The following is a 25,733-nucleotide window of genomic DNA, read 5'->3' as shown; positions in this document are numbered from 1 at the left end:
TCAATTTTCTTGAAGCCTAAGGTGCTAAATTCATCGCTTTCTTGGTCAGGAAAAAATCACTTATTAAATAAGATAGAATACTAAGTGAAAAAGCCATTAACAACTCTGGCATGATGGAACTGAAAAACTGTTTCCAAATAATGTAGGAAATAAGTCCTACCAACATAGAAATAAGTGCCGATTGCCAATGCAACTTTTTCTTGAGGATTGAGAAAACAATTACGGGAATCATAACTGGAATGTAATATTCGGTTATGATCATAATTACTTCAAGAATTGAAGACAAATAACTAGCCAATATTATACAAATCACTCCCATCAAAAGGGTAAAAAGTTTTGCGATCTTAAGTTTTTGCTTTTCTGTCATCGGCTTCAATACGCCTATAATATCTTCGCTAAATAGGATACTACCTGCATTTAGTACAGTATCCTGAGACGACATGACTACCCCTAGCATGGCAATGATGAAAATGCCATAGAGGATGCCAGGAAAGTGTTCTGAAGCAATATGAAGTAATACTTGATCATTATTGTCAAGTTCAGGATACAAGTAATACCCTGTACTTCCAATAAAAACCATTAAGACTAGCCAAATAGCCATAAATACACCTGCGGCAACAGTCGAATTTCGACCAACTTTATTGCTTTTTGAAGCAAGAAACCTCCCCAGTCCACCTGAATCAAGGCCTGTTGAACTAAGAAGCCATAACAATCCGAAACTGAAGATCATAATTATTGGGTGCGAATCGAATGCACTTGATGTCTTGGAAGAAGTTGTCTCTAAGTAATCTTTCCAAATAAACCGGTCCTCTGATAATATCAAAATAGCCAATATGGGTATCAGAATTATAAAATGAACAAATTGAATTGAATCGGTTTGAATGGTTGCCCTAATACCACCAAAATAAGAATAGACTATTACAATTGTAGTCACTATTACTATAGACCATATTTTAGAAAAGCCAAAAACGTTATTTACCAATTCACCACCTGCATAACTCATCGCCACTGTGATAGATCCAAAAAAAAGAAGAGAGAAAACTCCAGTGACGATCCGAACTATTTTATGATTGTGACTTTTTATACCTCCAACTAAATCTCCAATTGAATAAATATCATTGAATTTATTTCTAATTCTGGGAACCAAAAAGACACCTACAAATGCTAAACCCAACCCGCAAAACGGAAGTAGATAAGCCATAAACATTCCTGAGGAGAAACCTTCCCTTACTAACCCCATAGACCAACCTGGCCCTATAAAAGAAGCACAAAGCGAAGAAAAAATAAGAAAAAAGCCAAGGCCTCTTCCAGCTACTGAATACTCTTCAAAATTTCCTTTTTTTCGGGTAAAAAGGATGAAGCTAGAATACAATATTCCGAAAATAAGAATTACCCATTGGCTTGAGTTCATAGGACCCTTATTGAGTGTTGGATTGAATCACAGCAGTTTTGGTCGCTTTCAAAATATCCTCTGTTTCTGCATCAAAAATATTCCAGGAATTGACTACTACTATGGTTTTATATTCCGGAAAAACCAGAAGGTATTGATTGCCAAAACCATGACAAGCCCAAATTTCTATACCATCTTGATCGTCTCTCCACCATTGATACCCATATCCTTTTTCTTTGTCGAAAGAGACCTGTTTTGTGACACTCTTTTTTACCCACTCAGAAGAAATTATCTGCTGTCCTTCCCATTTACCATCTCTTAGCATTAAAAAACCAATTTTCGCCAAATCTTGGGCTTCTAAATACAATCCACCCTCAGTATCGGTATATCCAGTGGGTGTTTTTTTCCAATGATAGTTTTCTATCCCTAGAGGTGTAAATAGATGTTTCTCTGCATATTCGTCAATGTATAATCCAGTTGCTTTTTTGATGATCCCTGACATTAGGTGACTCGCCCCGCTATTATAAACCCATTTAGTTCCTGGAATCGTGTCCATGGGTTGATTCAATGTAAACTGAATCCAATCTTGACTTGCTTCAAGCTGTCCTGTAGTATTTGTTGAATCTATTGGCCTGTCTATTTCGTGCCATTCCATCCCCAATTGCATAGTCAGCAAATTTTCTAAGGTTGCTGTTTTGAGAGATTCGTCAGCCATTGATAAGTCATAATCTTCAAAAAAATCAACTACTCTGACGTCTGTACTGCTAATTTTCCCTTCTTTAATTGCAACGCCAATCATGATAGAAGCAATTGATTTGGTAACAGATTGTAGGGTGTGAATCTTTTGATTTTGATAATATGGATGCCAATTGGGATGATAATAATTATAGTCTCCAAAAATCGTCGAATCTTCACAGGTTGCAAATCCGCATCCAAGAACACCTGACTTTCCTTTACTTATTTTTTCATAATCATTCGTAAATGATTGGTCAAATACCAATTTCCCGTTTTTTATTAAAAGCAGTTGGTCAACATTCCCGTAAACTCCATTTTCTATCCCACTTAGTAAATCATCAAAAGGAGCTTTATTCAAGCCTTCAGCTTCAAAAGTTGACTCTTTCCATGACTCTTTGGGAAACTGATTTTCTATATTTTGATTATCACATGATAATAGAAAAAAGAGAAGGATACTGGTAATAATTACATTCTTAAGATCCATTTTTTTATTATTGATAACGCTTGTAAAAATCCAAATCCAGATTGTCTACTACGTTTATTTTCAGGGGATAAAGCAATTAATATAAGGATTTCGGGTATGACTTCCTTGGGGATAGTGGAGAGTTCCGGTTTTATTTTTCCCCTAAAGCAAAAAAATCCCCCAGATCGCTCTGAGGGAATTGCAAATTTCTAGAAAACTTAGGTATTCCAGTTCGTTACCGTGATCTATGATTAGTGGGAGGTAGTTAGTTTCATTCTAAATCATCAACAATGATTAGTATCTAAAATATAGCGAGGGACGTGCTAGTAATTCAATTATACAGTACTGTATAATTTGGTTGCTTTTAATTTATCCCAATTAATGATATTAAACCATATGAAAGTGTTCCTCTCCAATTTAGGTAATTGTGGCCTCCTTTAAATTCACGATAATCTACCTCATATCCTTTTATTTCAAGGATATCTCGGAACTGTCTGTTCATTCCGAGCATGGATGCTCCTGCATCATAAAGTCCAATATCCATATAGAATTGGATGGGTAATCTTTCACTTTGTTTATACAGATTAATTAGTTTCCCATTATCCTCTGGATATATCCAATGATTTTCATTGTCAGATCCTTTTATCCAATATGAACCTGATTGGGAAAGAACATTTCCTATTACATCTGAATGTTTGAAGGCTATAAAACTTGAAGCAAAACCTCCACGGCTTGAACCTGCTAAAACTACTTTATCTGATTTAGTCTGAATGTTATATTGTGAGCGAATCCAGGGAATAAGTTCTAATGCGATATAATCACCAAATTTTTCACTGATTAAATCACTGCTTCTTTTTCCCATTGCCCAAACCAACACGGTTACAGTTGGAGTAATTTTGTTTTCCGCTAAAAGGTTATCCATGATAATTGGTGTTGGCACTCCTGACCTACGATTTGGTCTTGCTCCATAGGATTCTCCGTCAAAAACAATTAAAAGATTATGTGGTTTGGAGGAATCATAATTGGCAGGTGTATGTATGGTGATTTTCCTTTCTTCGCTAAGAATTTCACTTTTAATTGATGTAACCAATAATGTTCCTTTTTCTACTTTATTTCTTTCGGTTATATACGGTTGCTCAGGTGCGTTTGGCATTTCTAAAGTTCCGTCATAAGCATGCTGGATACTTCTGGACTCAATTTCATGATTTGGACCGGATGTATCTAGATTAAAATAATTGAACCCATAATTGAATCGAGCATCTTTAGGTACCCTTTGCGTTACAAAATGAAGTTTTGTATTTGGTAATCGTTGAAAACGTAATCCCAAAAAATCAGGACCTCCACTTAACATGACCTACTCAGTATTATCATTAGGTATGCAAAAGTAAGTGACCAGCATATCTGTATTACTTCCTTCTATTGACTCGATAATGTGTCTTTCAGGTTGGTTTTCAATGAATTTGTCAATGGCAGTATTATCTGTCAATGAAGATTCCCATAAATTGTATAGCGTTTCTGTTGGAAGTTCATTTTTGGTGATACGTTTAGTGTTTTCAGACAAGCTTAATATCTGCATCACCTTAAATGTGTAATTTCCAGTATTTGCTTCTTTATTGAGAGGGTGTACCATAAATTCGTACTCGCCTGATTGATTGGATGTAATGTCAATCAGTTCATCTCTAGCTGTTCCATTTGGGATGTCAATTTGTTTATAGAGTTCCCCATCAGGCGCGTAAACGTCAATGGCAAGATCAATTCCATCTTGGGTGAATTTTCCAATAATAGCCATTCCGTTTTCCAATTCAACTGTGTAGGAATGGCTCTCTTCAGAGGAGATGGTTTTATTTATTGTTTCATTTGCTACTAATTGCAAGCTTCTGCCTGCTTGTGCTGAAACGAGTTTAATAGAACAAATTGTAAGAAAAAGTATAGCTATTGCTGATCTATGAAGCTTATTCATTCAGTATTATTTCCTGTATTGGATAATTTAAAATATGAATAACACTTAATAAACCCAAGTCCGGCTTGTCAATTGTCAAGCTATTCGCCTGGTTTACAGGGGCTGGAATTTAAAAAAAGATTTTGTTGATGACTTCCTTGGCGATTCAGGATAGTTCAGAATTTTAATTTCCTCTAAAGGGAAAAAATCCCCCAGATCGCTCTGAGGGATTTCTATTAGTTCTAGAGTTTCTTACTTCAAACTGGTATTCGGAACAGGAGCGACTTTAGTCCAAGGACTTACATCCATCTTTCTGGGCGTTGGATAGACCTCATCCAAGGTATTGCCATCGTAGATTCTTCCGTTCTTCACCACATGGGAAATGCTATTGGTGTTTCGGATATTCTCCAATGGATTGCTGTCCATAATCACCAAGTCAGCCAGTTTCCCCACTTCGATACTTCCCAGTTCTTTATCCAATCCCAAAGCTTCCGCTCCGGAGATGGTTGCTATTTTCAGCGCATCGTGTGCTTCCATGCCTCCGCTGGCAACAGACCAAAGTTCCCAGTGATAACCCAAGCCTTGCAGCTGACCATGCGAACCTACACCAGCTAATCCACCTTGCTCGAAGATGGATTTGATACCTTCCGCATGCTTCATAAATACATGGTCTTCCGGAGCAAACCATCCACCTAATCCACCGGCTCTTCTTCTTGCCTTCGCATTCAGTTCCTCATACGGAGTAAAGCGGTTCAGCTTCGGATCATGAAGCGGGCTTTCAGTCGTGTAGTAATAGTTCTCTGCCCAAGGTCCACCGTAGGCTACCAAAAGGGTAGGAGTCACCGCCATCTTGCTTTCTGCAATGGTTTTGGTCACATCCTGATACAATGGATGGATAGGAATGGAATGCTCATGTCCCGGATAGCCATCGATCAGCTGGGTCATGTTTAGTTTGAAATCCAAGCCACCCTCAGTCGTAGGCATGAGTTCCTGCTCTTTGGCCGCCATAATCACCCACTGTCTATGCTGACGGTTGCCCACCAGATACATTTTGATGTACTGGGTATTGTAGTACTTGCTGTACTGCTTCAGTACATTTTTGGTCTGGTCTAGAGACTTTAGATTATACATCCAATAGCCTACACCTGGCCCTGTGCTATACACTCTAGGCCCTGGTACCATCCCTGCTTCTACCATATCTCCATAAGTCAATACGTCGGTAGTAGCTGTTTGTGGATCTCGGGTGGTGGTCACTCCATAGGCCAAGTTGGCTGCATAGATCCAAACCGAGTTTTTATGCAATCCCCAAGTTGGCCACATGTGCGCATGGGTATCGATAAAGCCGGGGGTAATGGTTTTTCCAGAAAGATCGATGACTTCGGCATTGCCAGCATCCAAAGTACCTGAAGCACCCACTGCTTTGATGCGATTATTTTCGATCAGAATATCTCCCTGCTCAATAATTTCATCCCCTTTCATGGTGACGATTCGAGCATTGCTCAATAAGACGGTTCCCTTTGGAATATCTTTTTGGTAATACACAGAAACCTGCTTTTCTACCGGTTTGTAGGTTTCTTTTTCTTTTTGCTCGGCTTTGTAAATGCTATCTGCTTTGGCTTTTTCTTTGTCGTTCTTTAACAATTCTGCCAAGGCTTCTTTTTTGGCTTTGGCTACCGAATCAGCTGCTTTTACTGCTTCAGGTCCCAAAGCTTTCAAGGCTGCCACGGAATCTGCTTCGGCTAGTTTCTTCGCTTTTTTGGCTGTCTTCACAGAATCTTCGATAAACTCAGCTCTGTCGATGTCATATACCCAGTGTCCATTGCCCAAAGACCAGTGAACTTTCTTACCATTGGCTTCCCAAGCAGGCCATTCTCCTCCGATTTCTGTGAGTTGACGGGAAGGGAAATTACTGGATTCCGGATTACCCACATTGATGCTAGGGGTTTTACCTGCCGTAGGAATCGTTACCACATACACATTGTTATTGACCTGAGCCAAGGCAAGATTTCCTTCTGGAGCCATCAAAATTGTACTGGCACTACTAGGTCTCATTTGAGGCTCCTGTGCTGAGGCTCCCTCAGGAAGCATGCAGTAATTCACTGCATCGGCATTGGACCTAGGAAGTCCCATCACATAGCGGATATCTGATGCTTCTTCTGGATTGGTGGTATGTCCATGATCATCATGGGATTCAGCAACTGACCCAAAAGGAGTGATGCCTGTGATTTTTGCATATTCCTTTTCGTCGGTTCCATCCCATCTGACACTTAGCAAGGTGCCACCAGGACCATTCAAGAATACTCGGGATGTGTCTTTGGTGAAATGTACGTTGCCATGATTTCCGGCATCCATGATCTTTCTGAATTCCCCACCAGCAGATGGGATCCACACCAATTCTGCTTCTGAACCATTGATTCCTGGGCCCTCCGCATCTTTCATGACTTGATTGGATGCTTTGAACACGGCGATTCTATTTCTTGGACTCCAAGCGGGCTGCATGTATAGCGCACTTTCGGAAGTAAGCTGAGAAACGCTGCCTCTGTTTCCTAAAGTAGCTTTGTAGATATGTCCTCCTTCGGTTTCATTCCATCCTACAAATGCCAGTTGGGTTCCATCAGGACTCCAAGTAGGCATGGCTTCGGTGAAATCATGATTGGTGATTCGTTTTGGTTCCCCATCCGGGTAGTCCATTACATATAACCTGTTTAGAGCAGTAAAAGCTAATTTCTTGCCATCAGGAGAAGGAACTGCATCTCGAATCTGAGTGGCTCTTGCAGCGGTAGTATCTTTGATTTCGTAGTTGAAATACAATCGAGGACCCATAGCCAGGTTCACATCCACTTCGAATGGAATTTCCTGAGGGCTCGCGCCATCCACGGAGATTTTCCAGATTTTACCATCATAAGAGGCGATGACATGTTTGCTGTCAGGCGTAAAGGCCATGGCTGGTAATACTCCTTGTGGAGCGATGGATTCTTGTTCGTCTCGCTGAACCGGGTAAGCCAACCAATTTTCTTCTCCTGTTTCCAGGTTTCTGAGTACCAAGCCGGTTTTTTCTTCCCAGCGAGAACCATAGACCATCCATTTGCCATCATCACTTAGGGTAGGTGTGAAAGCAGATCCATATCGGGAGGTAATCCGGTTGATTTCTCCTTTTTCAAAATCATAGGTTCCGATTTGGTATTGGGGAAGCAAGGCATTGTAGTTCCAAGATCCACTTCGCATAGAATAGTACACCTTTTTTCCATCCGGGCTGACAAAAGGATCGATGGTTTTAATGCTGCTCGGGTTTTCATTCAACTGAATGCCTCCGCCTCCATCTTTATGGTACATCCATAATTTGGAGATCCTTCTTCCTTTGCTGACCACGATGTATTCGGAGTCTGGAGTCCAGTCTGCACCAGGTACATCCCCATTTTTGTCTTTGGTGATCTGTACCGTGTCTTTTTTGACCAGATCGATGTACCAAAGGTTGTCGTTTCCGGCGCGATCAGAAGTGAAAAGGATTTTCTCTCCATCCGGAGAAAATCTAGGGTGGGTTTCATAAGCCATTCCGGTAGTAACCGGAGTTGCTTTTCCACCTTCGATCGGAATGGTGTAAATGTCTCCCAGCAGGTCAAAAGCCAAGGTCTTTCCATCCGGGCTCACGTCCACACTCATCCAAGTACCTTGTTTGGTATTGAATTTTACTTCTCGTTCGGGCTTGAGGGGAAGGTCTTTAAACTTCGGCGTTACAATGGAATCTTTTTTTGTGCTGTCTGTCTGAACCATTGTTGCGTGGTCCATTGGAAGTAGTTTCTTCGTTGGTTTTGGAATCATCGTGGCAAAACTCACCGATGCTCCCAAGGCAACCAACAAGGCAGGTTGGGTAAATTTTTTCATATAGTGGTATTTGGGTAAATAATCTACAGCATAATCTTGTTTGAAGGCAAATGATTGGCCCTGAAATTAAAAAAATTGACCGCTTGCGGCCAATTCTTTATTAATTACTGATTATTTGATTGCTGCTGTGGCTGAATGAGTTAGGAATTTACTTCATATACTGTGACAGGTTTTGCTTTATTTTTCAAGACCATTTCCCCAATCTTGGAGATCTTAAAATCATCTTTCACTTCATGTTGGTATTGTTCCAAAATTAGGATTTGCCCAGGGCTGGCTTTGGATTGCAGTCGGGATGCTACATTGACGGTATCCCCAATCACGGTGTAGTCCAATCTCTTTAGTGAAATGGATCCGATGTTACCAGAGACCATTTCTCCCTTATTGATTCCGATGGATACTTTGGGTTGGAATCCGGATTTTTCTGAAAACACCGGCATGGCGTTCATCTTATCCCTAATGGCGATACTGGCACGAATGGCTCGCTTTTCATAATCTTCTCCTTTGAACACTGCCATTACCGCGTCGCCAATAAACTTGTCTATAATTCCTTGTTCGGCGATGATTTCCCTCACCATCATGTCAAAATAATCATTGAGCTGGCCCACCACCACATTGGGTTCTTCGTTTTCACTGATCGCTGTAAACCCGCAGAGGTCAATAAAGGCCACCGCTGCTTCCATGGTTTCGTTTTCGATCAGCCCACTTTCTATTTCCCGGCCTCCCATAAAGTTCAGTACCGTTTCATCCACATACATCCTCAGGATGTTATTTTCCTTCATGGCTTTGAGGGTATCCTTGATCTGATTGATGTAGGTGATGGTTTTTTCAATAGTAATTTCCAGATCTTGAAAATCTACTGGTTTGGTGATAAAGTCAAAAGCACCCAAGTTCATGGCGGTACGGATATTTTCCATATCTCCATAGGCGGAAATGATGACCGTTTTCAATAGTGAGTTTTGTTCTTTAACCCGCGAAAGCAGGGTCAACCCATCCATTTCAGGCATATTGATATCACTCAGAATCATGTCAATATTCTTTGATTCCTCCATGAGTTCCAATGCTTTTTTACCGTTGAGGGCAAAATGGAATTCGTATTCCTGAGAACGGATTTTCTTTCTGAATTTCTGTCTGATCAATACCTCAAGATCCGCCTCATCGTCTACCACTAATATTCTGATCATGGCTTGTTTGATTTTTGTTTGTGAACCAAATTGGCGATTTCTTTTTTTAAATATTCAAAGTCAATAGGTTTGGTAAAAAACTCCTTTGCCCCTGAATCAATCGCCTTCTCATAGTTTTCGGTATCCCCATATGCGGATATCATGCTTACATTGATTTGTGGAAAACGTTCCTTAATTTTTTTCAACAGTTCCAAGCCCGTCATTCCGGGCATATTGATATCCGAAAACACATATACAACTTGGGGAGGATTTTCTTGTTCTAAAAAATCCAATGCTTCTTGTCCGGAAAAGGCAAAAGACAAGCTGATCTCTCCTTTCTTTATTTCTTTCCTGAATTTTTGACGAAAAAGTATTTCTACATCCGTTTCATCATCTACTATCAAAATATTCATTTTTCTTTCGTTAAAGTAAACTCATGATGACTTTTTACTCTTTTTTTTATTCTTCCGATTTATCTGATTTTTCCAGCTTATCCAGTGGAAGAATAATGGTAAAGGTAGTTTCCTCTCCTTCTACCGAATCCACTTTGAAATCTCCTCCATGAGCTTTGACAATATCGTAACTCAAACTCAAGCCTAAGCCTGTTCCAGACCCTGTAGGTTTGGTAGTAAAAAAGGGCTGAAATATTTTTTCTTTGATGGATTTAGGTATTCCACTTCCATTATCGGATACCGTAATTTTGATCTTATTATTTTCGAGAGAAGTGGTGACTATTACGGTAGGATGGTAGTTTTTTCCCTCCTCCGAATTAGGATCCAATTTGCTCTTTTTCTCATTGACCGCGAAGAAAGCATTGTTGACCAGATTTAAGATCAGCCTGCCGAAATCTTGTGCTACCACCTTCACTTTAGGAAGGTTGGGGTCTAAATTCAACTTGAAATCCGAATTGAAGCTTTTGTCTTTGGCTCGCAGCCCGTGATAAGAAAGCCTTAGAAATTCATCTGCCAGAGCATTGAGGTCGGTCAATTCCTTTTCCCCTGAATTGATTCGGCTATGTTGTAGCATTCCTTTGACAATGGAATCAGCGCGGTTACCATGGTGCGCGATTTTTTGTAGGTTTTGCGTGATGTCATCCACGATTTCCAAAGCCAGCTCATAATTTCCCGCCTCGATTTCTTCTTTCATCTCCACTAAAAGCTCATTACTCAATTCAGAGAAATTATTCACAAAATTCAGTGGGTTTTGGATTTCATGTGCAATGCCGGCGGTCAGTTCCCCGAGAGAAGCCATTTTTTCAGCGTGGATCAGTTGGGATTGGGTCGATTTTAGTTCCTGCACGATTTTCTCCAACTCGTTTTTCTGGGCAGTCAATTCTGCTGTTCGGGCTTTCACCTGTTGCTCAAACTGATTTTTTAACTGCTCAGTGATTTCCAGTTCCTTTTCCTTCTCCAGTGCCTTGATTCGCTCTTTCTCCAGGTTTTTCTTTTGCTTGGCATTGATAATCCACATAGCAATGGCCCAGATAAACGCAAATGCCTCAGCGGTTTCGAAGTAGGAATCCCATTTATTGTAAAAGTCCGGTGCCAGCGCCACAAAAATCTCCGTAATGATGGAAATGACGATAATTGGCAACCAGGCATAGACTACACCTTTCTTGTGCTCTAGCGCGGGAAATTGGAGGGTCACATAGACAATCGCACTGATCAATAGATATCCTGCGATGCTGGCAATGAAGGAAATGAGCGAAGGCATAGGAATCCACTCAATCACCATCAAGGCTATCGCTGCTATTATTCCATAATTGAATAAACGTTTCCACTCTTCAGAGACCTGAATAGTACCAAGGGGCCTCTTGAGAGTGAATAGAAGAATGATGGAAATGATATTTACTGAAAGCACGTCGTTTTTTTGTTGTTGTAAAAGCTATTAATTAGATAGTTTTAAAAGAATTAAAGTCCTTCCAAAAGAATTATTCTGGAATATAAATAGTAAATGCGGTTCCTTGGTCAGTTGTGGTACTACTTTTTACTCTCAAATCCCCTCCATGGGATTTAATGATGTCATAACTTAAAGAAAGGCCCAGCCCAGTTCCTTGCCCTGTTGGTTTTGTGGTAAAGAAGGGTTGGAATATCTTATTGATGATTTCAGTAGAGATACCTGGCCCATTATCCTCTATGGTAATTTCTGCTCCTCCCAAGATGTGTCTGGTGGTAATTTTAACATAGGGATGGTATTCAGTACCGTTTACTGCTTTCGATTTCTCGTTTACTGCATAAAATGAATTGTTTACCATATTCAGAATGACTCTTCCTATATCTTGCTGTATGACTTCCAACTGAGGTAGTTTTTTATCAAAGTCAGTAAGAAAATCAGCATTGAATGTTTTGTCCTTGGCTTTGAGTCCATGGAAACTCAAGCGTAGACATTCATCTGCCAGTGCATTGAGGTCTGTGGGTTCTTTTTTGCCCGAACCTACCCGACTATGTTGCAACATGGCTTTGACAATGGAGTCTGCTCGTTTTCCATGCAGGTTGATACGCTCAAGGTTTTGTTTGATATCCTCGGCAATGGCTTTGGTCTCTTCCATATCCCCATTTTCTAATTCCTCGATCATTTCATCCATCAGTTCATTGCTGACGTCGGAGAAATTATTGACAAAATTCAAGGGATTTTGGATTTCATGTGCGATTCCTGCTGTCAACTCTCCCAAGGAAGCCATTTTTTCAGCTTGGATCAATTGTGACTGGGTTTCTTTCAAGTGCTCATGGGAGGCTTCTAACTTTGCATAAGCCTTTTCAATTTCCCGCGCATGAGCCAATTCCCGTTCTCGGGCTTTCTTTTGTTCTGCTTTTAGTACTTGATTCTTTTGGTATCGGGATACAGGGTAAATCAATGATAGAAAGATCAGGGAATACAAACCATAGGCCCACCAGGTCCTAAACCAAGGAGGTAAAACGGTAAAGGTGTAATTGGTCGGGTTGGTCCACTCCCTTGTTTCTGTTGCTGCAGGTCCATTATATCTGGCCATGACTTTGAAGGTGTATGTTCCTTCACTGATATTACCAAAAGTGGCCTCGGATTTTTTGAGAATGGGGCTCCATTCCTGATCATAGCCTTCCAACATGTACCGATATTCAATTAATTCGGGTTTGGAAATTTCGTTGGTACCAAAATCAATCGTCAAGTGATTGTTTTTATAGGGCAGCTCCAAATTAAGTGGAATAGGATGGAATGGTGCGATACTATCGAACTCAATCGAATTGAATCGGTTTCGCATGGCTTCCCGTTCTTTTTCACTTAGGCTTCTTCCAAAAACACTGACCTCTTCATTGATTTGAGGAGCGGGAATGCCTTCACTTTCTGGATTATTTGCAGCTTGAGCCAAGAGGTTCCAGGAGAGGTTTTCCTCATTGATCTTTATTTGCTTCAAGGCTACCTCTGGTAAATCTTCATTTCTAAGTAAAGAGGAGTAATCCAACCTGCTCAAAGCCGTTTTGTTGCTCCCTGTGCCCGCCCAAAGAATGCCCCTGCTGTCCAAAAACATTCCTTTTTGACCGTCTGTTAGGTCTTTAACGGGATAGCCTGTGTTGGAATTAAAAAGCTCAAGGTTTTTGAGCTCCTGCATGGGCTCATTGGCTGTAGGGCTATCAAAAATCGCCAAGCCTAAGTTCGTACCAACGGCTATTTTGCCGGTTGGGAATGATTCGATTTGAAGGATGACATCATTGGGTAATCCTTCGGTAGTCGTAAAGGATTTGAAAAGATTTTCTGTTTCTGAGAAGTTTCCTTGAAGCAGGGCATTCAAATCATTGGAGCTGATAAAGTTTAATCCATGTTCAGTGCCGACCCAGAAATTCCCTGCAAAATCTTCCTCAATGCTAAGGACTGTGTTATCAATTAATCCTTGCTCTGTAGTGAGATTTGTAAAGCTTTTACCGTCAAAAATACTGATTCCTCCATCGGCAGCACCAAACCAGATTCTACTGGATTTGTCTTCTATAATACTGAGAATGGCATATCCTGCCAGGCCTTGATCTGGGGTAAAATTGGTAAATGATTCTCCGTTAAATTGAGTGACACCACCTCCATCGGTACCTATCCAGAGAATTCCATTTTTATCTTCCAAAATGCTAAAAACATCATACCCAGTGAGACCTTGGTCAGATGAATAGTTGGTAAAACTCTTACCATCAAACAAGCTGATTCCACCCACGCGACCTATCCATAGTTCTTCATTTTGGTTGGCATATAGGCTGAATATGACATCCGAAGCCAAGCCTTGGGCGGTGGTGTAGTTAATGAAATTTTTCCCGTTAAACTTGCTGATACCTCCCAGAGGTGTTCCAAACCAAAGGTTTTGCTGGGGATCTTCGGCTATGCTCATTACAATATTTGCCGCCAGTCCCTGAGAAGTGGTAAAGGTGGTAAAACCTAGCCCATCGTACCTGCTGATTCCTCCTCCATCGGTTCCAAACCATAATTTTCCAGAATTATCTTCAGAAATACTGAGGACATTATTGCTCGCCAATCCTTGTCCAGTGGTGTAAGTAGTGAATGTGTTTCCATCAAATTTGCTGATTCCTCCCCCTGAGGTAGCAAACCAGAGGTTTCCTTTTTTGTCTTCAGCAATATTTCGAATTAGGTTGCTGGCCAGCCCATCTTCAATGCGGTAGTTTTCAAAAGTTTCTCCATTATATTTTGTGATCCCTTCTCCTACAGTCCCAAACCATAAGTTTTCTTTGGAATCTTTTAAGATTACCCGAACCCGATCGCCTGACAGTCCTTCGGTAGCGGCAATGGAAATGAACTGATTACCATCATACTTGCTGACTCCATTTCCATAGGTACCAAACCACAGGTTGCCTTCTTTATCTTCTTCTATACTCACCACTACATTTCCAGCCAGCCCTTCTTCGGTGGTATAATTGATGAAAGTGTTCCCATCGTATTTGCTTACTCCTTCATTGGTGCCAAACCAGAGATTTCCTTGCTGGTCTTCTTTGATGATAAAGACAATATCATCCACCAATCCATTGCTGGTATTGAAATTAGTAAAACTTACTCCATCATATTTACTGGCTCCTCCACCTACAGTTCCAAACCAAATATTTCCACTTTGGTCCTCAATAATGGATCTTAAGTTATTGGCTGCCAATCCTTGAACTGTAGTGTAATTGGTAAATGTATTTCCATCAAAATGACTTACTCCTCCTCCTGAAGTACCAAACCATAAGTGACCTTGACGGTCTAATAAGGAAGAGTTGACCGCATCTAAAGCCAATCCGTCATCAGATGTGTAGGTAGTAAATTGTGCTCTTCCTCCTTCTCCAAGAATGAAGGGTCCATTTGTGCCCTCTACGGGATTTCCATCTTCATCCTGCAACACCATTAAAGGAGAGATAGTAGGTGGGCTGAGGTTAATCAGTTCTCCATCGTTGAAATAGCTTCTTTGTTCTGAGAAACTCAGAGGAACTCTTACTACTTGAGGTGCTTTTAATTTTGATATAAATCGAGGATTAGGCTGTAAAGAATCGGGTAATGCATCCAGTTGCACCACAGTTGGTTTGGAGATAGGGGTTTTTACCTCAGTTGCCGCTTTTTCTGGACTTTCTGAGCAAGAAAAAATAAAAACCAAAGATACTACAAATGAAAAATAATTGGTTTTCATTTGATGTGGTTTGATAAATACGTGAAGAATTGATGAATCATATACTTGTATTCCTCCTTTACAAATTTTTTCCAAATAGGGTGGAGGTCATGTAGGTTTCAAAAATCTGCATTTGAGAGCAACCTATGCTAAAGGTGTTTGCCTGGTATATCCTTTGAAAAAATGAAACCAGTTGTTCACCGAATGTGATCAATAGAAAAAGTACTTAGAGGTATTTCGCTTTTGTTGATTGGGTTTCATTTAAAAAAAGCTCACACAACTTTGTATTCAATTCTATCTAGCACCCTTCCTTCCTGTTTGGCATTTTAATCTACATTTTATTACGGGAATTTCCATAGGTATTCAGAAATAGAATCAAAACTAAATCCTTCAATATCAAGCAATAGGTAGCCTCAAAACTAGTTTTCGTAGTATGAAAAATGAGGATTGTTGGATTTTCAATTGAGAAGACTGGAGTTTTCTATAGCAGTCTAAGGCGAAATTGATAAGGTAGGGAAATCAAGATTTGTAGTATGAAAAGGAAAGGATACAGCGGAGTGATTTATTTCAGGGGCAATGAAACGATGAATTCAGCTCCTTCTCCTTCTTTACTTTGAACAGTTAATTCCCCACCATGGGAAATGATGATTTCATAAGCCAAAGACAATCCCAAGCCTGTTCCCGATCCTGTGGGTTTAGTGGTGAAAAAAGGTTGGAAAATTTTGTCCTTGATGGAATCAGGGATTCCCATGCCATTGTCTTTCACCTTGATCAGGATTTTTTTACCGCCATTTCCATGACTTTCCAGTTCCGTACTCACCTTCACAAGGGGTTGGTAGTCCACCTTCATTTCCTCATCCTTTAATTTCCGGTCGAGAACTGCATAAAATCCATTGTTTAATAGGTTTAGTAAGGCTTTCCCTATTTCCTGAGGAATCACATTGACTTTTGGGATCTTTTCATCGGTGGATATGTCCATTTCAATTTCTATATCCTTGGAAATGATGTTTTTATATTTTGCCAGAAAACTGTGGTAGGAGATTCGGAGGAATCCATTGGCCATAGCATTGAGGTCAGTCAGTTCATGTCTTCCTTGACCTTGCTTGCTATGTTCAAGCATATTTTTGACGATGGCATCTGCTTGTAAACCATGCTTTCTGATCTTTTGCAGATTGGATTTCACATGCGAAAGCAATTCTTGAAACAGAGATTCATCTCTGGAATCTACTGACTTTCGGTATTCCTCCAATAGCTCATCAATCATCTCATCACTTACTTCGGTGAAGTTGTTCACAAAATTCAATGGGTTTTGAATTTCATGTGCTATTCCCGAAGCCAATTCTCCCATGGAGGCCATTTTTTCAGAGTTTACCAACTGACGCTGTGCTTTTTTGAGGTCGTTTAAGGTTTGTTCCAAATCTTCTTTTTGAAGCTGGAGTTCTTTTGTTCTAAGCAGTACTTTTCTCTCCAGGTTTTCGTACAGTTGGGCATTGGAAATGGAAATCGCGATTTGAGTAGAAAGCGTCTGAAGTAATTCTTCATGTGAGCTGGTAAAAGCTCCTACCGAAAGGGAGTTTTCCAATAAAAGAATGGCGGATAATTTACCCTGGTGAATGACCGGAAGACAAAGCATGGACTTGACTTCCTTGGCCTTTAAATAAGGGATGAGTCCAAATTCCGGATGATTTTGTGCATCCTCCAGCAAGAGTGATTTTTGACTGTTTTGCACATAATTGATGATCTCCACAGGTAATTGAACCGTATCCGAAGGATAAGGAATTCCTTGTAGCAGGGTATAAAAAGGAGGGTTGATGGTTCCTTCTGCTTCTATTTTCCACACACCTTCGGTAAGCATCAGAAAATACCCTTTTTCTGCACCTGCATTTTCCAGAACCACTTCCATCATTTTTCCAAGCACCCCTTTGAGGGTTACTTGTTGGGAGATGGCGGAGGAGGCTTTGATTAGGGTATGTGAATCGAACATTTCCAGAGACTGGATGGTCCGTGTAGTTTCGCTGAGCGTTAAGGTTTTTTCTGTCTTCCCACTTTGGAAAAGGGTAGGGAAGTCTTGTTGAAGCTGATCCAGTTTTTTGCTGGCTCCATATTCCAAATAGGCCAGATATGCATCTTTGAGGTAAATTTCTCCAATTCGGATTTTTTGATTACCCAGCATCATTTTTCCAGCCTTTTCAAATGCGATGGCCTTCAATGGCAACATTTCCTGCTTTGATGCGAGGCTAATTACCGAATCATAAAGGTCCAAGGCTTCCAAAAGATGTCCTTTTTGCTCCAACTGAGTAGCCTGGATTAAATCAATTCGAAATTGAAAATTTTCTGAAATAGAAGCATTCCACTTTTCAAGGATCGCCAAGGACTCATCTATCTCAGCCGTTATTTCTTCAGAAGGTGTTTTTCCAGAAACTAACTCTAGGGCAATCAAGGGAAGATAGGTATAGTAGTCTGCTAAAACCGTGGAGCCGGGGAGGGCAGAAAGGTAGTTTTTGGCAATAGATACTTGTTCGTATGCAAAAGGAATATCTCCTAATAAATAGGAAGAGAAGCCCTTGTAAAGGAAGAAATAGAAACGCCCAAAATAGTTTTGCTCTTTCTCTAGATGTGAATAAATCACACTTTCCGAATCGATCGTTTCAAGTGAAGAAGGCCCTCCTAAATCTTTGATCATTTGGTAAAAAGCCAGAATGGTACTCTTCACAAATTGGTTTTTGGTCTTTTCTACGATTTGCAAACCTTGATAGAGCTTTTGATCTAGTTGGGCTAGTGAATTTCCAGCAGTAGTGATGGTCTGACCCATACCGGAAATATTATAACCTGCAAATTGCAGTTCACCCGATTGAAGTCCAGATATCAATCCTTCATCCATGTAAGTTAAACTATCCTTTGCAGGTCTGGCATAGATATTCAAGAAGGCCCCTAAGACAAAGCAGGTGTTACTCCTTTGGCGAAGGCTGTTAAGTTTTTTGGTGAGCTGATAGGAAAGGTCTCCATAATCGTATCCTTGTTGGAAATCGCTAAAAGCTAAACCACATAAAATTCCATATGAACTATAGGCAGTACAACTTTCTGCATTATTGCCATGATCAATAGAAATAGCCGTACTAGTTAACACTAAGTAAGACCATAAATTGCTTTGTCCGCTCAAGAAAGCTGGAGAAAGCATATTGACCAGAAGTTTGAGTTGGATATTGGGTATTTCCGAATCCGACAAGGTTCTATTCGAAAGGAGATCAATCGGCTTCTTGTTTGCCATTAAACCCATGATGGTTCCAAATCCCTGACCAACCGCTGCTTCTATAGATTGCTCCTCTGGAATAGTTAATCCAATCAATTCCAATCCTTTTGCTCCATAATCCAAGGCTTCTTGAAATTGGATTTTCATAGTAGAGAAAATAATCAGCTGATTATAAATCAAGGCTTTCTCTAAGTTGGTTTTACCGTATTTAATTGCCTCTTCGGCTAAATTAAATGCCTTGGATTGTTCTCCTGCGATAAACTCTACCTCGATTTGTGCGGAAAGAATTTTCCATTTCAAATCGTATTCTGTTACCCAAGGATCTTTATCCTCCAGAAGACTCGCCGCTTGGTTTAACAAATTCAATGATTCATCAAAGGCCACCGCATCTTTGGCCTTGATACCTGCCTCGTAGTTGTATTGGGCAAGTTTGATCTGCTTTTTAGGATCCTTAATTAAGGATTTTGCCCGGTTCAATTGATTGGTGATCAAAAAGGCCCAATCCTCTTTTGTTCGGTCCAGATTCAATTCATAGAATTCGCCTATCTCCAAATGGACTTTCTTTTTGTCCTTTAGGTAGAGGTAGGAAGCCTGTTGAATTCTATCATGAACAAAGAAATAATAGGAACCATCAAAAAGAAGGAAGGAATCATTAACCGCTGGAGCTAAATTTTCTATGAACTGGGTTTCGCTTACACCAAATAAACTTGCCATTTCTGAACTCGAAAAGCGATTTCCTATAGCAGCACCGGTTCCTAAATAGATTCGTACTTCGGCAGGCAGGCTTTCCATTTGCTTCATCAAGAAATCCACTACATTTTCTGTGGCGCTTTCAATGGCAATTCCTTCTTTATTCCATTTCCAAAGTCCTTGTTGTGTATCCGGATAGATAAGCCCTTTGTCGTAAAGGCTGGTGATGAAACGGTGGACATAAAATGGGTTTCCACTTGTTTTTTGGTGAATCTGATGAGAGACATCGGCTACCTCTGAGCTATCCCGCATCAAACAATAACTTAAAATATGAGTGATTTCAATGACTGGGAGCAGATCCAATTCTATTTGATTGAATTCCACCCCAAGTTTGGAAACATCCGAAAGCATCCGACTTAAGGGATGAGTTTCATCCACTTCATTGTCCCGATAAGCCCCAACGATTAAGAAGGTTTGATTTTGATTATTTTTCAATAGCTGGGCAAGTAAATTTATACTTGCTAAATCCATCCATTGTAAATCGTCTAAGAAGAGGGCAATAGGATAGGGTTGTGCTGTGAAGACTTTGATAAATTCCTCAAATACATATTCAAATCTATTTTGGGATTCCAGTGGGGATAAGGATTCTAAGGCATCCTGAACTCCTATGATTTTCTCCAGCGTAGGAAATACTTCTGTTAAAAGTTTTCCATTTTGACCAAGGGCATTGGTCAATTGATCTTTCCAAAAGGTCAGAGAAGTTTTGTGTTCCGTGAGTAATTGAGTGAGAAGACTTTCAAAAGCCTGAATTAATCCACTGTATGGGATTGGTTGATTAAGCAACTCGTATTTACCTTGGAGGAAAAATCCATTCTGTTCTAAAACGGGCCTTTTTAATTCCTGTATGAATGCGGACTTTCCAATTCCTGGAGCCCCTTTGACCAGAAGAAATTGGGTTTTCTTTTTATCCAGGCATTTCTTCCAATGGGAATTCAGCTCTTTTAATTCCTTATCTCTACCAAACAGCTGCCTAGGCAGTCTGAATATGGAAGAGAAGTCATGTTTCGCGAGCTCGAAATCAGGAATTTCTCCAAGCTCCTCAAAATAATCTGCACAGATGATGAGATCCCTCTCCAACCCCTCAGCCGATTGGTATCGATCGTCAGCAGATTTGGATAGCAATTTGAAAATAATCTTTTCCAAAACCGAAGGGATCGATTGCAAGTAATCTTTTAGTGGAGGAGGGGGTGAGGCTATGTGTTGGTGAATGATCTGAAATGAATCCTCACTGTCAAAAGGGAAAACTCCCGTAAGAATTCTATAGAACAAAACCCCAATAGAATAGAAATCTGTTCTATAATCTGTTAATCGATTGATCCTTCCTGTTTGTTCTGGTGAGAGGTAATGGATTTTTCCTCCTCCTATTCTTTCATTGCTGATTTCAAGGAAAGTAGCCGAAACCCCAAAATCGATTAAGCGAATGGCACTAAAGTCTTTGGACACTAAGATATTATCGGTACTGATATCGCGGTGAACAATTTTCTGACGGTGCATCTCGCCGAGTGCATGAACTATTTTAGGAGCTACTTTCAAAAAATTACCGATGGAAAGGTGCTGGTTGTTTTTGACAAAATTATCCAGAGATTTTCCATCAAAATACTCCTGGATGATCGCAAATCCATTACCAATTCTAACTAGCTCTAAGTAATGCGCTAGGCCTTCCCCGGTAATTCCTTCTCCTAGCTTGAACTCATTTTTGATCCGTTCAATTTTCTGAGGAGATGGAAAGTCATCCGAATGAACCTTTATAATTACTTTGACCCCGGTTTGATGATGTACCGCTTCATATACAGAAGTTTCGGAGTCTTCGTACAGTTTATTCTTTAATAAATATTCTCCTATGTTCATTTACTCAAAAACGATACAAGTAGTTGACTTGTAGTGGGTTGTATGCTGCAATTAATCTAAAATTTTGATGGAATCAAGGATTCCTTCAAAAGTGTGGGAAAATCTCCTTGTCGAAGAATTCCTGGATCTTGTGTTTGTCCAGCCAGATTTTATCAATCATGTATTGATAATCTTCTTTCACAGGAACTAGATAGGGATCTTCCGGATTGGTTTCCAAGGAAGGTGTCCATACCGAATGTAGGGTAAACGCAAAATTCAAGTCTTGGTGAGACAAAACGGTTTTGGGCCCATCTTTCAAATTGGCGGCATCAAATATCCAGACCTCTCTAAAGAAATTTTTCACGCCATTTACTTCATCTTCATTAATCATCAGTACAGTGATGTACCCATCAATTCCAGGTCTCGGGTTTTTGATAGTTTTTCTATGTGTAAACTGCAAAGACCTGATTTCATAGCCTTTGGGGAATTGAAAGTAATCCTCAAGTTCAAAGGTTTGGGCATTGAGTCGTACTAACTGATGAGGAATGCCTTCCTCAGAAAGTTTTTTCACCTCTGGAGCAGGCACCTTCCTATTGGGATAATCCTTATAAAGTTCATAAATGAATTCCGTCAATCTTCGTGGTTCCAATCCATAGCATTGGAAATAGATATCTGTAATTTCATTGCTTGGGATACTTCCGGAAATGATGTCTCGGAAGGTATAGATTCCAACTCCCCAAGTATGAGCTCCCAAGTCTTCAGGTTGATCCAGTTTTCCTACAGCATCCAGAATTTGTTCTGAAATCAGGCTTCCTTGTTCTCCATCCAATTCGTACTTGCTTATTCTACCAATATCCATGACACCCGCGGAGATGATTCCTGCCGTGTCTTTTTCTATATCGGATCCGTTTACCAGTTTATCGAAAGGCCTTACCCATTCTGCCAGACAGGCGGCACTGTTGCTGGCTCCATATAGCGTAAGCTTGCCGTCGGGGTTTTTATAATTTAGGTAGCAGTGGATAAACTCAGGTTCCAGTTTTATTTTCTTGGCAACCACAGTTTTCGAGCCCCCTTTTAAATCCTTTCTTGCTACAATGTAGACATAGGTGTACGGTTCCTGAGGGAGGGTTGTATGCTTACGAATGAAGTTGTCAATTTCATCATTGTGAGGAAATGGATTGTTGAACATCAAATCCATAGAAATTTTGAAAGCAGCGTCAATAAAGACAAAGTAATCCTCGGAAACAGTAGTTTGATGACAGCATTGCGTGATTTGCAGGTCATTTCCTTGTTCATCGACTAATCTCCAGGTCTTCAAATCTTTGGATCCATCAAACACATGCACATAAACCTCGTCTTTCACTGCAAACTCATTGGATGGTATTCCAAAGAATTTCATGACTTTCCCAAAGAATTTTGAAATGGAGTGTTTTAATTTTCTGAAAAACCTCTTGGATTTACTTTCATGGGAGGGGAATTTTTTATGAACATTCCCAAAATACTCATTCAGTTTTTCGCGGGCTTCTGTCTTATCCTCGATGGAACTCCAAGCTTTAACTTTACCCTCCAGGTCCTTCTCGATCGAATGGTGGTGTCTATGCAGGGAGGGCCATAGATTAGATTCTTGGAGTTGAAGTTTGGTAGATTTTGTATAGTTGACCGAAAAGAGTTCTTTGGTAACAGGGTCAAAGGCTGGGTGAGCTGTAGTTTGTAGTACCGGAAATGGCCAAGGTACAATGCCCGGAACCCCGTTGGCATATTCCTTTAAGTAGCCAATTGCAGTTTTAAGTTCTAAGGTCTTGGGATCAAATTCAAAAGGCCTTCCCACGTCGGTAGTAGCGACCAATCGATCAAATTGATCATTCCCATAACGGATAGGAGTGATGGCTGTAGATAGCAAGTCACAGCACCCTAACCAAAATGACATTCTGGTAATCCCCAGGTTTTTGAAAGCACTAAATCCTTGTTCCCATTTTGGGTATTGGGGATGACTTCCGTGCTTTAATGCTTCATCTGCGTAATAGGCTGGGGATTTTAACAATCTAGCTTTAAGAGAAACCTTTCCCTCTTGATCAAAATCATATCTCATTACAAATCCCCCACCTAGTAGAATCGGAGATCCATATTCTGGATTTTTACTTCCATCTGGAAATGTTTTGGGATAAGGATAAGGGGAGTTTACTGAGCCACTAGATGAGTTGATAAAAACATGGCCTGTGATATCATCCGGAATTTCACCATACACTACTTTCAACTCCAAATCCAAGGGATCTCTAGTTGAAGAAATCAAAGGTCTAATCGGTGGGTTTAATTCAGCCCTACCTTTTTGGAGATTATTAAGTTGAAACATAATTATAGATGAAAAACGTTGGTGTTTATCAAGATAAATAAAACTTTTCTTATTGTAACACTCATTTAAACAGCCATTAGTAAAACAATGTCTCATAATTAAACAATTGTTTCAACGCGGTTAATAGGTATATCACATGGACATAAATGTTTTTTGCAAATTTGATGGCCTATGATTAATCATGGTACCTCTGATCATTTCTCCAAAAATCAAGTGGGTAGGAAGATGGTAAATTCAGTGCCTTCCCCTTCTTTACTTTCTACCTTTAGCTCCCCATTATGGGCTTTAATAATGTCATAGCTTAAACTCAAGCCAAGACCTGTTCCAGAACCTGTTGGTTTGGTGGTAAAAAATGGTTGGAATACTTTGTCCTTGATAGACTCTGGTATACCACTGCCATTATCCTGAATGCACAGCTCTATGCCGTTATTAGTTTTTTTGGTTTTCACACGAACCATAGGGTGGTAATCAGGAATTCCGGTTTTTGATTTTTCGTTGACCGTGTAGAAGGCATTATTTACCATGTTGAGAATGACCCGTCCAATATCTTGGGGTACCACGATCACTTTGGGGAGTTCCTCATCTAATTCCAGTTCAAAGTCTGCATTAAAAGCCTTGTCCTTGGCTCTAATACCATGATAAGAAAGTCGTAAAAATTCATTGGCCAGTAAATTCAAATCGGTAGGTACTTTTTCTCTAGCATTGGATCTACTGTGTTCCAACATCCCTTTGACAATGGAGTCCGCACGCTTTCCATGCAATCTGATCCTGGATAGATTTTGTTTGATTTCTTCTCCGATGGATTTTGCTTCTTTATAATCACCTTTATCCAGTTCTTCCTTCATTTCATCCACCATTTCTTCACTAACCTCTGAGAAATTGTTTACAAAATTGAGAGGATTCTGGATCTCATGTGCTATCCCGGCGGTTAGTTCTCCCAAAGAAGCCATTTTCTCTGATTGGATCAGTTGGGCCTGGGTCGATTTCAATTTATCATAAGCCGAGACTACATTTTCTCTTTGGATGCGGATTTCTTCTTTTTGGATTTGCAACAGGCGGTTGGCTTTTTGCTTACTCAGATTATTTCGGAATAGAGAAATGCTGATAATGACAAACATTGCCAAGCCTCCCAAAGAAGCAAAAATGATCACTCTTTGGTTTAATACTTCTGCGTTTTTTAGCTCTGTATCCTTTTGAAGGAGTTCGATTTCAGCCTCTTTTTTGTCCAGCTCAAATTCAAATTGGAGTTGTTGTATTTTTTTTTCGGTACTTGATTTTGCTATTTCTTCTTTGACAGATTTGGCATTGATTTCATTTTCATATGCAGCCTTATAGTTTCCAATCTGTGCTTCTGTGTTTGCGAGATTTTCATAGATGTCCACCAATTCATTTTTGGCATCAATTTCTATCCCCAAGGTTTTAGCCCGCTCAAAACTGGAAATAGCTCCACTATAATCTTGCTGCTTAATCTGGGTTTTGGCCAGTCCTATTAGACTTTGTGTCAATTCGAACTTGGCATCCAACTTTTCTGAAATGTCCATTGCTCTTTGGTGGTATCCATAAGCATCCTGAAAATTTCCCAATTGAGAACTAATCTCTCCGAGTTGGGTGAGGGGGAAAGTGGCATCAATCGTTCCATCACATAATTTTAGAGCCTTTTGGTGGTAGAAGGTTGCAGAATCATAATTGGAATCTAAAAAATAGACTTCCCCTATATTCATGGCAGCTATGGCCATTCCCGACTCTAGATTAATTTCTTCGAATACCTGTAGCGACCTTTTAAAATAGGTTAGGGCTTCCTGGATGGTCGAATTGTTTTTACTGTAAACAGTCCCAATATTATTTAGAGAGGTTCCAATTCGAAGCTTATTATCTAATTGTTCGGATATATTAAGGGACTGAAAATGTAATTCCAGCGCTCTGGTACTGTTTCCAAGCCTAAAGTAAATGGAACCCTGGTTACTCAAAATATTGGCCTCCCCTGTTTGGTCACCAATTTCCTGGTAGAACTTTAAAGCTTCCTGAAAAGTCAGGATAGCTTCCTGAAAATTTCCCAGCTGGGCATAAGCTCTTCCTTTTAGATTGTAGGCATCGGCTAATCCTTTTTTGTAATCGACTTTTTCGCCTAATTGAATCGCTGAATCCATGTAATGGATAGTCATACTCAGATCAGTATCAAAGTATTCGCGACCTATATCTATATAGGCTGTGACCATTGTACTATCTTCATTTAATTCTCCAATGGACTGTACAAGACTATCTATCCTATTCGTTTGGGCAAAACTTTTGGGTAAATAGAGAGCTGCAAACAAAAATAGAATGAGCACATATCTAAAAGTAGTCATATAATGGTCCTGGTTCCTTAGTTTCTGCGAATTA

The 25,733-nt window shown here is 40.1% G+C and carries 12 protein-coding genes; all 12 read right to left on the bottom strand.

The features are described from left to right. Positions 1-16 precede the first annotated feature (16 nt). Positions 17-1,411: a sodium:solute symporter family protein gene (locus tag BUR11_RS14605; protein WP_074225724.1), complete on the bottom strand. Its 1,395-nt coding sequence runs from the start codon at positions 1,409-1,411 to the stop codon at positions 17-19. A 7-nt stretch (positions 1,412-1,418) separates the two neighbouring features. Further along, positions 1,419-2,609, bottom strand: coding sequence for a serine hydrolase domain-containing protein (locus BUR11_RS14600; protein ID WP_074225723.1), 1,191 nt, complete (start codon positions 2,607-2,609; stop codon positions 1,419-1,421). 343 nt (positions 2,610-2,952) lie between these two features. Then, on the bottom strand, positions 2,953-3,939 hold the full coding sequence (locus tag BUR11_RS21310) for an alpha/beta hydrolase (RefSeq protein ID WP_234982174.1): 987 nt from the start codon (positions 3,937-3,939) through the stop codon (positions 2,953-2,955). 3 nt (positions 3,940-3,942) lie between these two features. Continuing rightward, positions 3,943-4,548 carry a hypothetical protein gene (locus BUR11_RS21305; protein ID WP_234982173.1) on the bottom strand — a complete coding sequence of 202 codons (606 nt, stop codon included), beginning with the start codon at positions 4,546-4,548 and terminating at the stop codon, positions 3,943-3,945. Between the two features lie 231 nt (positions 4,549-4,779). Next, the gene (locus BUR11_RS14590; protein ID WP_074225722.1) at positions 4,780-8,409 is read right to left on the bottom strand and encodes an amidohydrolase family protein; all 3,630 of its coding nucleotides are present in this window, start codon (positions 8,407-8,409) and stop codon (positions 4,780-4,782) included. Positions 8,410-8,549: 140 nt separating this feature from the next. Further along, entirely contained in the window at positions 8,550-9,590 is a 1,041-nt protein-coding gene (locus BUR11_RS14585; RefSeq protein ID WP_074225721.1) for a response regulator, read from the bottom strand. Continuing rightward, positions 9,587-9,982, bottom strand: a complete 396-nt coding sequence (locus BUR11_RS14580) for a response regulator (protein ID WP_074225720.1) — start codon at positions 9,980-9,982, stop codon at positions 9,587-9,589. Before BUR11_RS14580 ends, BUR11_RS14585 begins: the two co-directional genes overlap by 4 nt. Before the next feature lie 46 nt (positions 9,983-10,028). Then, a complete protein-coding gene (locus BUR11_RS14575) occupies positions 10,029-11,429 on the bottom strand; it encodes a sensor histidine kinase (RefSeq protein WP_074225719.1) in 1,401 nt (466 codons plus the stop codon). Positions 11,430-11,499: 70 nt separating this feature from the next. Continuing rightward, a complete protein-coding gene (locus tag BUR11_RS14570; RefSeq protein WP_143186020.1) occupies positions 11,500-15,198 on the bottom strand; it encodes a sensor histidine kinase in 3,699 nt (1,232 codons plus the stop codon). A 541-nt stretch (positions 15,199-15,739) separates the two neighbouring features. Continuing rightward, entirely contained in the window at positions 15,740-21,025 is a 5,286-nt protein-coding gene (locus tag BUR11_RS14565) for a protein kinase domain-containing protein (protein WP_074225717.1), read from the bottom strand. A gap of 85 nt (positions 21,026-21,110) precedes the next feature. Then, on the bottom strand, positions 21,111-23,354 hold the full coding sequence (locus BUR11_RS14560; protein WP_074225716.1) for a carotenoid oxygenase family protein: 2,244 nt from the start codon (positions 23,352-23,354) through the stop codon (positions 21,111-21,113). 209 nt (positions 23,355-23,563) lie between these two features. Beyond that, complete coding sequence (locus BUR11_RS14555; RefSeq protein ID WP_074225715.1) at positions 23,564-25,699, bottom strand: tetratricopeptide repeat-containing sensor histidine kinase; 2,136 nt, start codon at positions 25,697-25,699, stop codon at positions 23,564-23,566. Between the last annotated feature and the right edge of the window lie 34 nt (positions 25,700-25,733).

The organism is Algoriphagus halophilus, assembly GCF_900129785.1.
GTDB classification, from domain to species: domain Bacteria; phylum Bacteroidota; class Bacteroidia; order Cytophagales; family Cyclobacteriaceae; genus Algoriphagus; species Algoriphagus halophilus.
Note: the sequence above shows the minus strand (reverse complement) of the source record. Positions and strands in the feature narration are given on the sequence as shown.